Source organism: Pseudomonas sp. HAR-UPW-AIA-41, assembly GCF_002304225.1.
GTDB lineage: Bacteria > Pseudomonadota > Gammaproteobacteria > Pseudomonadales > Pseudomonadaceae > Aquipseudomonas.
The window spans coordinates 759,951-772,396 of sequence record NZ_NSLB01000001.1 but is presented as its reverse complement, the minus strand read 5'-3'; the positions used below and the strand labels follow the sequence as shown (position 1 = coordinate 772,396).

Annotated in this window: 9 protein-coding genes and 1 pseudogene; all 10 read left to right on the top strand. The window is 58.0% G+C overall.

Annotation, left to right across the window (positions count from 1 at the left end):
* The first annotated feature begins 19 nt into the window (after positions 1 to 19).
* On the top strand, positions 20 to 814 hold the full coding sequence (locus CK486_RS03580; RefSeq protein ID WP_095939051.1) for a polysaccharide biosynthesis/export family protein: 795 nt from the start codon (positions 20 to 22) through the stop codon (positions 812 to 814).
* 31 nt (positions 815 to 845) lie between these two features.
* A pseudogene (locus CK486_RS03575) lies at positions 846 to 2,828 on the top strand (GumC family protein); the annotation flags it as partial.
* Entirely contained in the window at positions 2,808 to 3,383 is a 576-nt protein-coding gene (locus CK486_RS18270; protein WP_371915476.1) for a phosphomannose isomerase type II C-terminal cupin domain, read from the top strand. The pseudogene CK486_RS03575 and the gene CK486_RS18270, both read left to right, overlap by 21 nt.
* A 74-nt stretch (positions 3,384 to 3,457) precedes the next feature.
* Positions 3,458 to 5,449 (top strand): exopolysaccharide transport family protein, encoded by a 1,992-nt coding sequence (locus CK486_RS03570; RefSeq protein WP_095938894.1) that lies wholly within the window; start codon positions 3,458 to 3,460, stop codon positions 5,447 to 5,449.
* The gene (locus CK486_RS03565) at positions 5,449 to 6,624 is read left to right on the top strand and encodes a glycosyltransferase (protein WP_095938893.1); all 1,176 of its coding nucleotides are present in this window, start codon (positions 5,449 to 5,451) and stop codon (positions 6,622 to 6,624) included. The genes CK486_RS03570 and CK486_RS03565 overlap by 1 nt, the downstream gene beginning before the upstream one ends.
* A complete protein-coding gene (locus CK486_RS03560; protein ID WP_095938892.1) occupies positions 6,621 to 7,946 on the top strand; it encodes a beta-galactosidase in 1,326 nt (441 codons plus the stop codon). Before CK486_RS03565 ends, CK486_RS03560 begins: the two co-directional genes overlap by 4 nt.
* 8 nt (positions 7,947 to 7,954) lie before the next feature.
* Positions 7,955 to 9,160 carry a glycosyltransferase family 4 protein gene (locus tag CK486_RS03555; protein WP_095938891.1) on the top strand — a complete coding sequence of 402 codons (1,206 nt, stop codon included), beginning with the start codon at positions 7,955 to 7,957 and terminating at the stop codon, positions 9,158 to 9,160.
* Positions 9,151 to 10,254, top strand: coding sequence for a glycosyltransferase family 1 protein (locus CK486_RS03550; RefSeq protein ID WP_095938890.1), 1,104 nt, complete (start codon positions 9,151 to 9,153; stop codon positions 10,252 to 10,254). The genes CK486_RS03555 and CK486_RS03550 overlap by 10 nt, the downstream gene beginning before the upstream one ends.
* The gene (locus CK486_RS03545; RefSeq protein WP_095938889.1) at positions 10,251 to 11,636 is read left to right on the top strand and encodes an O-antigen ligase; all 1,386 of its coding nucleotides are present in this window, start codon (positions 10,251 to 10,253) and stop codon (positions 11,634 to 11,636) included. The genes CK486_RS03550 and CK486_RS03545 overlap by 4 nt, the downstream gene beginning before the upstream one ends.
* Entirely contained in the window at positions 11,636 to 12,445 is an 810-nt protein-coding gene (locus tag CK486_RS03540) for an acyltransferase (RefSeq protein WP_095938888.1), read from the top strand. The genes CK486_RS03545 and CK486_RS03540 overlap by 1 nt, the downstream gene beginning before the upstream one ends.
* Position 12,446 lies beyond the last annotated feature (1 nt).

Here is a 12,446-nt window from a genome sequence, read left to right as displayed (position 1 = left end):
GACCTACAGGGAGTTTTCCATGACCAAAGCACTGCTCGCCACACTGCTGATCGTCACACTGACAGCATGCAGCACGCCGGCACGCGTTCATCTGCCGGATGATGAAGTGCTCGACTACAGGCACAAGGAGCTATACAAGCTGGCCGACCTGCCGCCACCACAGGTGCGTATTCAGAGTGGCGATACCCTGCGGATTGTTCGCGATGCACAAGAACCTTCCGAAAAGGATGACATGACACTCTTCGTGGTCCGGCCCGATGGCTACTTCTCGATGCCCTTCGTCGGTCTGATCAAGGCTGACGGCCGCCAGCCCGAGGATGTTGCCAAGGAAGTCACAAGCAAGCTGGCCGCCATATACCGTCGCCCAAACGCCACTGTGAACATTGCCATCGCTCCCAGCAACAAAGTCTTCGTCGGAGGAGCAGTCCCCAATCCAGCTTTCTTCGATCTGGTCGGCCATGCCACGGTGGAACAGGTGCTGCTGGCTTCCGGGGGAGTCTTGCCTTCGGCCGACAGCGACAACGTCGCCCTGATGCGGGCCGGGACCGACGGCAAATACAAGCTCTACTTCTTCAGTCTGGCCACCATGTTGGAAGACAAGGAGCGCCCCATGGTAGCCCTGCAGCGTGGGGACATTATCTATGTACCGCAATCGGGCATCGGCAGTGCGGTTGAAGCGGTCGACATGTATTTCACTCGCCTGATTCCGGTCAACAAAGGGATCGGCGTGGGATTCAACTACGACCTGAATGACCCGGATGTGAGCAACAGCGGCAACACGATCTACAACAACCCCACCATCGTGAATCCCTGATGACTCAGACCATTAGCGAGAATCCGCTGCCGTGATCGACATTCGTTCCTTCCGCGATTTGCTGCGGCTGTTCTTCATCTTCCGCCGCGAATTCCAGTGGGCGGTTATCGTCACCATCACGGTTGCCGTGTTGGGCGCATTCCTGCTGCCGGCCAAGTACGAGTCTAACGCCCGTTTGCTTGTCAAACCCGGGCGTGAGAGTACAACCATCCCCATTGAGGCAGCCAACCGCCAAGCTTTGATTGCACCCAGCACCCAGCGCGACCCCATCGTCGACGAAGAGAAGATGCTCACTGGGCGCCCCATCGTGCACATGGTTGCCGAGCGTTATCTGCAGGAGATGTCCAATTACCAGCCCCAGGGCTTCTGGAAGACCATCAAGTTCTATATCGGCAAAGTCACCGGCTCAGTCATCGAAGGCATTCGCAGCATCTTGCAAATGCTCGGGATCGTAGAGGATCAATCACCGGTTGATCGGCTGGCGAAGAAACTGGAGAAGAACTTTGTAGTTGGCCATGAACCTGGCTCTGCGGTGATGGAGGTTAGTTTCACCTGGGATGACCCGGCCATTGCGCAGAAGGTGGTGGAAACCTGGATCAATGCCTATCTGGAACAGCGTACCCAGGCACTCGGCCGCAAGAGCCTTTACGTTTTCTATGACGGTGAAATGCGCAAGGTGGCCGATCAGATCGACCAGCTAAAACGCTCATTGGCTGAACAGCTAAAGAACATCAACTCGATCAGCGTCGAAGAGCGCCTGGACAACCTGACCAACCAGATCAACCGGCTGACCGATGCCCGTGTCGAGAAACTCAATGACCAGGCCGGCATCCGCAGCTTCCTCATGGATGCTCGCCTGCAGCTCAAGCGGCAACCTCAGGAAGTGGTGACCGCTCGCGAAATCAGCCTCAATCCGTCGCAACTCGATCTGAAGCGTCGTCTTAATGCGCTAAAGCAAGAACGCGCAGCATTGCTTCGCACCTTCCTGCCCAGCGCACCGCCAGTGCGTGAGGTGGACGAGAGCATTACCCAGATGGAAACCCTGATTCGGGAAGAGGCCGAACGCCTGGAGCGCTCGAAGAACCTGGCCCCTAACAGTATCCTGGTGAATCTCAAGCAACAGATCATCGATGCTGAGCTGCGTGATCGCCAGCTCAGCGGACAGATCCGAGACCATGACCAGCAACTCGCTCAACTAAGAGCGGAGCGTCAACGCATTCTGCACTCCGAGCCCCAAGTCAGCCGTTTAATGCTTGAGTTAGCCAGTGCCGAAAAGAGCTATGCGCTCTATGCCGAGAACCTGGAAAAAGCGCGCATTGACCAGGAGCTGGACAACAGTCAGATCAGCAACATTGCTGTTATTGAAAACGCCACACACAATCCCAGTCGTGTCTTTCCCAAGAGCCTGATGATCCTGCTGCTAGCCATACCTGCTGGGCTGGCCGTAGGCTTATTGACTCTCTATGTATGCTTCCTTCTGGATCACCGCATCCATGACGGCGCACTGATTGAAGACAGATTCAAAGTCCCTCTCTGGAGCACCCTTCAGGATCTAGGCCCTCAACCCTGGCACATTAGCAGTGCGTTTCTCGCCAGTTTGTACCGGCTATACAGCCTGCTTCCGACAGAGGAAATCGAGCGCAAGGGTCTGACCCTGGCCTTGACCTCTGGCCGCCACGGAGAGGGCGTCAGTTTTGTCAGTGAACACCTGAGCAGGTTGCTCAAAGAACGAGGCCATGCCGTTCGGCATGATAGCTTGACGCCTGCGCAGCCTGGCGAAGTGGTAGTCCTGGATGCCTCGGCACTGCTTGGCAATCAGGAAGCCTTCCTCAGTCTCCGCCGTGCTGATCTGATTGCCCTGGTAGTCGAAGCCAAGACCAGCACTGTGCCTGCTGTTGAGCACACGCTGTCAGTCTTGAACACCGCATTCGGCCAGGTAGATGGGATTATTCTCAATCGCCGCCAGTTCGAAGTGCCTGCCACCCTGCTGCAAGTGATTAACGATCTACGCGGCGGTCACTTCAAGTGGCCACGCCTGAATTGGCCAGGCATCTGGAAGCGTCCGGCACGACATGAAAGGCCCGCACATCGTGCAGAAGAGAGTCCAGAACCAACACTCAGCGCATCACCGCTGACACCTCTGGCAAACCCAATCGTTCATGTACCAGCATCTGTGGCACCTGTGGCATCTGCCAGCTTCGCTCAGTCTGTCGTCAGCGATACCCAGAACACTCCGCTACCAGCTGAGGCAGTGGTTCTGACCTATGCCTGGGGACAGAGTACGGTGCTGCGGGAAGATGGCCGACATCGACTTAACCACCTGCACATCCTGCCTGGAACAGGCCTACCTGCGCACTACCATCTGCACCGACGCAAGCGCTGGGTTGTCATAAGCGGCCTTATGCAACTGGAGCTGAACGGGCAGACGCGGCGCCTGCGGGTAGGCGATGTGGTCGAGATCAATGAGGAACAGGTCCACTCCTTGCTTAACATAGGCAAGATTCCAGGCGAGCTTTACGAAACCCTGGTCGGTGAGTACTTCGGCGACGAAGACATTACGCTGGCTTAACCCCTGCAAATGCGCACAGTGCCAACACAGACCTATTCAGGTCCCAAACGATCAACACAGGGAGTGTTCTTTCCGTGATCGAGATTCGTTCCTTCCGCGATTTGCTGCGGCTGTTCTTCATCTTCCGCCGCGAATTCCAGTGGGCGGTTATTGTCACCATCACGGTTGCCGTGCTGGGCGCATTCCTGCTGCCGGCCAAGTACGAGTCTAACGCCCGTTTGCTGGTCAAGCCTGGGCGTGAGAGCACCACACTTCCCATTGAGGTGGCTAACCGCCAGGCACTCATTGCACCCAGCACCCAGCGCGACCCCATCGTCGACGAAGAGAAGATGCTCACTGGGCGGCCCATCGTTCGTATGGTTGCCGAGCGTTATCTGCAGGAGATGTCCAATTACCAACCCCAAGGTTTCTGGAAGACCATCAAGTTCTATATCGGCAAAGTCACCGGCTCAGTCATCGATGCTATTCGCAGCACCCTGCAAATGCTTGGGATCGTCGAGGAGCAATCTCCGGTTGACCGGTTGGCGAAGAAGCTGGAAAAGAATTTTGTAGTCGGCCATGAACCTGGTTCCGCCGTGATGGAGATCAGTTTCACCTGGGACGATCCGGCGATTGCGCAAAAGGTGGTGGAAACCTGGATCAACGCCTACCTGGAGCAGCGCACGCAGACACTCGGCCGCAAGAGCCTGTATGCCTTTTATGACGGCGAAATGCGCAAGGTCGCTGGCCAGATTGATCAGCTCAAACAGGCGTTGGCCGAACAGCTGAAGAACATCAACTCAATCAGCGTCGAAGAGCGCCTGGACAACCTGACCAACCAGATCAACCGGCTGACCGATGCCCGTGTCGAGAAACTCAATGACCAGGCCGGCATCCGCAGTTTCCTCATGGATGCTCGACTGCAGCTCAAGCGGCAACCTCAAGAAGTGGTGACCGCTCGCGAAATCAGCCTCAACCCTTCGCAGCTCGATCTCAAGCGACGCCTTAATGCACTCAAGCAAGAACGCGCAGCACTGCTACGCACCTTCCTGCCGAGCGCCCCGCCAGTGCGTGAGGTGGACGAGAGCATCACCCAGATGGAAACTCTGATTCGGGAAGAGGCCGAGCGCCTGGAGCGCTCAAAGAATCTATCCCCGAACAGCATTCTGGTAAATCTCAAGCAACAGATCATTGATGCCGAGCTGCGTGACCGCCAGCTCAGCGGACAGATCCGAGACCATGACCAGCAACTCGCTCAACTACGAGCGGAGCGTCAGCGTATTTTGCAGTCCGAACCACAGGTCAGTCGGCTGACACTTGAACTGGCAACCGCTGAAAAAAGTTATGCGCTCTATGCCGAGAACCTGGAAAAGGCGCGTATCGACCAGGAACTGGATAACAGCCAGATCAGCAATATTGCATTGGCTGAACACGCTACATACAACCCTAGCCGTGTATTTCCCAAGAGTCTGATGATCCTGCTGCTGGCCATACCTGCCGGACTAGCCGTTGGTCTGCTCGCACTCTATGTCTGCTACCTGTTGGATCAGCGTATCCATGACGGAGCGCAAGTCGAGAAAACCTTTAAAGTACCGCTGTGGTCAACTTTGCAGGACCTGGGGCAGAAGCCCTGGAGCATCGGCAGCGCCTTCACTGCCAGCCTGTACCAGCTCTACAGTCTGCTTCCAACAGAAGAGATCGAGCGTAAAGGTCTGACGCTGGCCTTGACCTCTGGCCGCCACGGAGAGGGCGTCAGTTTTGTCAGTGAGCATCTGAGCAAACTGCTGCAAGAGCGCGGTCATATTGTCCGGTTTGATAGTAAGTCAGCCGTTCAACCCGGCGAAGTCCACCTGCTGGACGCCTCGGCTCTGCTCAGCAATCAGGATGCCTTCCTCGAACTACGGCATGCGGATCTGATTGCGCTCGTCGTTGAAGCCAAAACCAGTACCGTCCCTGCGGTTCAGAATACCCTCTCGGTTTTGCACACAGCGTTTGGCAAGGTGGACGGCATCATTCTCAACAAGCGTCAGTTTGAGGTACCTGCGCGAATTCTGGCCGGTATCAAAAGGCTGCGGGGCGAGATCTGATGCGCATTGCCCTGTTGGCACCGCTACCCCCGGAGCAAACCGGTATTGCCGATTACGCTGAACACTTTCGCAGTGCACTGAGCGCATTGGGGGTTGAGGTCTTTACGCCACTGCGTGGAGTCAGCGCCGGTGAACTGGAAGTCCGCATGGCAGCCTTCGACTGGAGCCAGGTACAGCTGGTACATGCTGAGCTCGGCGGTGGTCGTCTTGGCGAGTTCCAGGCTCTCGAATGGCTGCGTCGCCATCACCCACAACTGCCATTGACAGCCACGGTGCATGATCCGGAGCGCCTGGTCTGGCGCCGCGCCCGGCTACCTTGGCCCCTGTCACTTCTGGAGCGTCTGCCACGCCCTTTCCCGCAAGCTGCAGCGGTCTTGGCCGACCCTCTGACACTTTTTGAAGAACGCCGTGTAGCCCGCCATCTGCGCCGGGCTATCACCCTTACTCGTACCGGTGCCGAATGCCTGAGCCGAAGGATGGGGCTGACGCCTGGCCAAGCCATCAGCATTGCTCATGGCAACCTCAGCATCTCCCCGGCAGCACTTCCAGCCCTTGATCCACTGCGTCTCCTGTACTTCGGCTTCATCTACCGAGGCAAAGGCATCGAGGATCTTCTGAGTGCCCTGGCTCAGGTCTTTCAACGACAACCGTCGCTGAGAGGCCATCTACGCCTGACGCTGGCCGGTGGTACCTCTCCAGAAATGGCATTCGGTCCAGCCGGTAACTATCTGGATGAGCTGCGTGAATTAGCCAACCGCCTGGAGTTACCTGACTGCCTGGACTGGCAGCTAGATCTGCCTGCGGACAGCATCGCCACAACGATTCAGGCTCATCACGCCATGGTGCTGCCTTATCGCGAATCGAAGAAGCTCAGTCTGCTCGGGGCAATGCGCGGCACCAGCGGCGCACTGTCATGGGCCAATGCCTGCGGGCGCGGCGTGATCACCTCCAATGCGCGCGCCTTTGCAGAAGAGGTCGGCTACGGCAATGGCGCCACATTCAACCAAGGTGATATCGCTGCGCTGGCCACCGCCATCGAAACGCTAGCGTTGCAACCTGAATTGGCCGTGTCATGGGCGGCACAGGCCGCCACCCTTGGTGAGCAACGTCGCTGGCCGAACACGGCCGAACGATTTCTGGAGCTGTTCCGTAGCGTCGTCCAGGAGAACGGATAATGCGCAAGATGCTCTATCTACTGCCGCTGGCACTGCTAGTCGCAGCGGGATTGTTGTTCAATCCCTGGCAGCCAGCCAAAGCCCAGGGCATGCAACTAACCGCCCCCAAAGCGGTGGTCTGGAAGGACTTTCTGGGTATCAATGCCCACTTCCTGTGGTTCCCGCCCGAGCAGTATCGCCAGCAAATGCAACAGTGGAAGGCTCTCGGCCTTGAGTGGACCCGTGTCGATCTGCACTGGGATCGACATGAGCCACGCGAGGGTCAGTACCGGTTAGGTGAGCTAGATGGCGTGATGCAGGCGCTGGACGAGGAGCAGCTGCGTTCGGTGTTCTATCTGGTTGGCTCTGCACCGCATGCCACAAGCGCTCCAGCTGGCTCCCCTACCCCAGATCAGTATCCGCCCAAGGATCCACTGTTGTTTGCCAAGACCATGGCCATGCTTGCTCAGCGTTACCCGGGAGTGGATGCCTGGCAGGTGTGGAATGAACCTAATTTGCCGTCTTTCTGGCGACCACACGAGGATACCGAGGGCTATGGCCGCCTTTTGCTTCCCAGTGTCCAAGCCCTTCGCCAGGTGGTGCCTGAGAAACCCGTGGTGATGGGAGGCATGGCCTATTACAGCCAGATGCCAGTCAAGGGCGGCTTAATGATCGAAGAGCTAGGCAAGCTCGGTGTTCAGCGCCTGAACACAGTGATTGCCTATCACCCCTACTCGCAGGAGCCGGAAAACGACGAGCCAGGTAGCAATGACTTCATCCTGCGCGCTCGTCAGCTCAATGCCACTCTGCGGAGTGTTCAGGTGCCGGCCATCTGGGCGACTGAATGGGGCTGGTCGAGTTACTCAGGGCCAAAGGAACTGCAGGAAATCATTGGTGAGCAAGGCCAGGCTGACTATGTGCTGCGTCGACTCGCCCTCATGAGCGCACTGGACTACGACCGTGTCTTCCTCTTTGCTTTGTCAGACTTGGACAGCCGTGCATCGGCACGCGACCAGCACTATGGCCTGCTGGATTTGCAAGGCCAACCCAAGCCGGTTTACCTGGCCCTGCAGCGCTTTCTCAAGGTCACAGGCCCTCGTCTTCAGCCGGCACAGCAACCACGCCTGAGCAGCGCCCCCGAGGATCTCTACAGCATCGCCTGGCAACGTGAGGATGGCCGCCATCTGTGGCTGTTCTGGAGTACCAGTGGAGCAACCTTGCAACTACCTGAACTCTCCCAGGCCGAGTTGCATGACCCACTCACCGGTGAGCAGCAGACGCTTCAACAAAGCACAGGACTTAACGTGAAAGCCAAACCCACTCTGCAGATGTTGGTGTGGTGATTCGGCCAATGCGTATTCTCTGGATCCTGCCCTATCTGCCCTGGCCAACAGCCAGTGGCGGCAAGACTCGCCAGTATCATCTGCTGCGCACACTGGCCGCACGAGGTCACCGCATCACACTTCTGGTGCAGTCGAAAACCGAGCTTGATGCAGCAGCACGCCAAGCGCTTGAACCGATGCTGGAACGCTTGATCGTGCTCCCACGTCGTAGCCTGCGCCATCCGCTCACGCTGGCCTGTGCGCTTTTCGGCCCATGGCCACTGCTGACTTGCATTAATGGCCTAAACAAGCGGCTCAGCGATACCTTCAAGCAGCTCCTGAATGAGCACTGGGATGTGGTTCAGGTCGAGCACAGCTATAGCTTCCAGCCTTATGCCAGAAGTCTGTCGAATTATCCGCGTGGATTCGTGCTGACTGAACACAATCTGGAGTCAAGTCTGGGCGGGGCAACCTACAGCCGTTTTCCCCGATGGGCAGCCCCCTTTGTCTGGTTCGATCAATGGCGGGCCCGGCGCTGGGAGCGCCAGGTGTTCGACGCAGCACGCCAGGTAGTGGCCGTAACCGAAGCTGACGCGCAGGCCATGATCCAGCTCACCCAGACTCCGGTGTCGGTAGTGGTCAATGGCGTTGATACCCGCGCCGCCGCACAGGTGAAGCCGGATATCGAGGCGCAGCGGATTCTCTTTGTCGGGAATTACGAATACCCGCCCAATGTCGATGCAGTGACCTGGGCTCTGGATGAAATTCTCCCGCGCCTCTGGCTGCACTATCCACAAGCCCGCTTTGCCGTAGCCGGTTATGCAATGCCGCAAGAATGGGCCCAGCGCTGGACCGACCCACGAATCGAGTGGCACGGCTTCGTCGATAATCTGGCCACCCTGCAGCAAGAGAGCAGCTTGTTTCTGGCGCCTCTACGTCACGGCGGTGGCTCCAAACTGAAGGTACTTGAAGCACTGGCTGCCGGTTTACCGCTGGTGAGCACCGCACAGGGAGCCTCTGGCTTGGCCCTGGAGAACGGCGTCCAAGCCAGGCTGGGCGAAACATCGGAGGTGCTCTGCCAGGCGTTAAGCGAGTTACTGAACAACCCCGGCCAAGCGCGTGAAATCGGCGAGCGCGGACGTCAGTATGTACAAAGCACGCACGACTGGAGCGCGGCCGCTAATCAGCTGGAAGCGGTCTATCAACAGATTCTGGAGAATCCCGAATGCGCGTAGGTCTGGATTACCGACCCGCCACCGTGGCCCCGCAGTCCGGCATCGGCCGGCAGGTTCGCGCACTGGAGCAAGCGCTGTTGGATCGTTCTGACACCGAGCTGTTGCGTTTTACTGAAGCTCCACTTGAGCATGCACAACGCGCAACTGCTTTCTGCCCGCCGTGGCCAGGCCCCCTAGAGGGGCTTCAGCGTCCACAGGTCCGCTGGCGCTTCGAAGCCAGATTCCTGCCACAAGCATTGCGCGAGCGAAGTGTCGATCTGTATATCGCTACCGCCAACATGGGCCTGCCGCTTGGCAGCAAACCGGCCGGGCAGCGCTGGGTACTGCTGCTCCACGATCTGTTTCAGCTTACCGAGCAAAACCATCACCGCTCCCGGCTCAAGGCCCTGGCTTATCGCCTCATTGATACTCTTTCAATCGCCTGGTCGGTCTGGCGGGCTGACCGGGTCTGGTGCCCATCACAGTTCTCGGCTCGTGAAGCCGTTCGATTGTTCCCTTTTGCTCGCCACAAGATACGCGTACAGCCCAATCTGGTTGCGCCTTTCCCTACCCACGCGGAGTCGAGCCGTCCAGTGGATCTACCGTCCCGTTACTGGTTGGCCGTAGGCACCCGTGAACCACGCAAGAACATGCCACTGTTTCTCAGCAGTTGGCAGGCTGTACGGGCAAACTCACCGGAGGTTCCGGAATTAGTTCTGGTCGGCCACTCCGATGATGTGCCAGCCCACCTGCGCAACTTACCCGGCCTGCACTGGCGCCATGGTCTGGGTGACGCCGAACTGCAAGCGCTCTATTCCCATGCCGAATGCCTGTGGCAGCCCTCCTATGCCGAAGGTTTTGGCTTGCCAGTGGTTGAGGCTCTGGGCCTTGGTACGCCGGTCGCACTGGCCAGGGGATCAGCACTGGACGAGGTTGCTCCGCCAGAGTCTCCCCGCTTCGCCCCCTATGATTCAGCTGATCAGCAACGCTGCATGCTTGAACTGGCCCAGCAGCCGCTGCCTCGCAGCCCGGCACTGACCGAATGGGCCGCGGGCTTCGGCCCTGCAGCTTACCGCCAGCGCCTCTCTTGCCTGCTTGAGGAGCTCAACGGATGAGCATTGGCCTTCCTATTGCCGTACTGCTCGGCACCTTGTTCGGAGCGCTTTTGTGGGTGCTGCCAGGGAGCAAACTCATCATTCTGCTGGTGGGCGTGGCTTTGGCCCTGACATTGATGCGCAAACCTCTCTGGGGCTTGCTGATCTTTGCCGTGCTGGCAACCAGTATCCCTTACACCACTGTGCAGATCGGTATCCGCACCACGATCAGCGAAGGGGTGCTGATGCTGACCTGGGTGGCCGTATTCTGGCAGGGTTTTCTCGGCCGCAACCGCGGCCTGCTGCACTGGCATCCGGTAGAGCGCAGTCTGGCGATGCTGATGGCTTACTCAACACTGCCATTCGTGGTGGGCATGCTGATCATCAGTGCCGAAGGCAATGGTCCTGTTAACTGGATACGCTGGCTGATGAACCTCTCAGTCCTGTTTCTGGTGCCCTTGCTGCTGCGGACCGATCGTGACCGAGATCAGCTGATTGTGGCCCTGCTGCTCGGAAACCTGGCCATGCTCAGCCTGTCGATCTTCATGTTCCTGAAAGATCGGGATGCCAACACCATGATTCCGATTCTGACCGACCTAAAATACGCCCACCCCGAAGCGATCAAGGATATTTTCTCGGCCAACTTCCAGCGCATGGCCTCGCCGTGGGTACACCCCAACCTGACCGGCGGCATTCTTGCCCTGATGGTACCGTTGGCGCTGCTCTATGGCTGGACCCGCTCTGGCTGGCGTCGTCTGCTGGGCCTGACCGTAGCCGTGATGGGTGTAGCCGGTCTGCTATTCAGTATTTCCCGTGGAGCCATCGTATCGCTCGTACTGGTGCTGTTCTGGCTTAGCTACAAGCGAGTGCCCTACAGTGGTCGAATCATCGGCCTAGGTGCAGCGTTCGGGGCGGCACTGGTGATGTTCTACCCTCCCCTGCAGGAACGCCTGCTGAGCATGTTCTCCTCCAGCAACGCCAGTACTGAAATTCGCTTCGAAGAGTACGCCATGTTTCCCGAAGCCATGGCACGCTACCCCTTGGGCATTGGCTTCAAAATCGATCCGCCTGTGCCGGGCAGCGGCCTGCTGGGTATTTCCAACCTCTGGTTGAACTTCATCTACAAGATTGGCCTGCCTGGCATGGCACTGTTTGTACTGGTGACCACGCTATGGTGGCGAGCGGTCCGTCCGGCCGGCAGTGTGCCGCTCATTACTCACGACAATGCAATCTGGCTGGGGAGCATGGCTGGCGTACTTGCCGCACTGCTGACTGGAATCTTCGACCACTATTACAGTTTTACCTTTGTCATCATCGCCCTGTTCTGGCTGCTTGCCGGCCTGGCTCTGCAACAAGCCAGGCTGTTTCCGCAACAGACACGGGAATGCCAGGAAACCCACTGATGAAACATCGCGTCATGCTGCGCTCACATCTGCGCAATCAGCTCAGCGACTATGCCCGCACGCTGAATGTAACCCCCGAAGCTTTGGGTGAAGCCCTGGAGTGGATGCTGGCCAACGATGTCGCCTTCGAGGAAGGCGATCGTTATGCCATTGCCTCCGTCAATATCGAGCCACGTATTCAAAACCCGCTGGCACAGCGCTTCTATGCACTGCTGAAAACAGAAATTCCGGCGACCTTCGTCCCGCTCTATGGGAAGAACTGGGCCACCCTGAAAGACCGCTGGTTGCGAGCCTGGGAACAGACTTACAACATCCTGATCAACAAGATACCCAGCCACAACCTGCGCATCTGGTGGCTGCGGGCCGGCGGCGCGAAAATCGGCAAGGGTTCTTCGATCTGGCGTAATACCGAGGTGCTGGGTGTGGAAAACCTTGTGATGGGTGAAGACAGCGTGATCGCCTGGCACTGTCAGGTTGATGCCAGAGCTGGCCTGATCATCGGTGACCATGTCGCTATTGCCTCGCATGTGCTGATCATCGCTGGCAGCCATGACCTCACCGCCCCCGAATTCTGGTCCGTGTCAGCCCCAATCTACATTGATGATTACGCCTGGATCGCCAGTCGCGCGCTTGTCGGTCATGGCTCACATATCGGTGAAGGTGCAGTCGTCACCGCCAACACCGTGGTGGCCAAGGAGGTTGCCCCCTACAAAATTGTCGGCGGAACAGGCGCAAAACCCATGGGCGAACGACCTCGCGGCCTTAACTACAAGGTTGGAGGCAAGGGGCTGTTTACCCTCCTGCACTGAT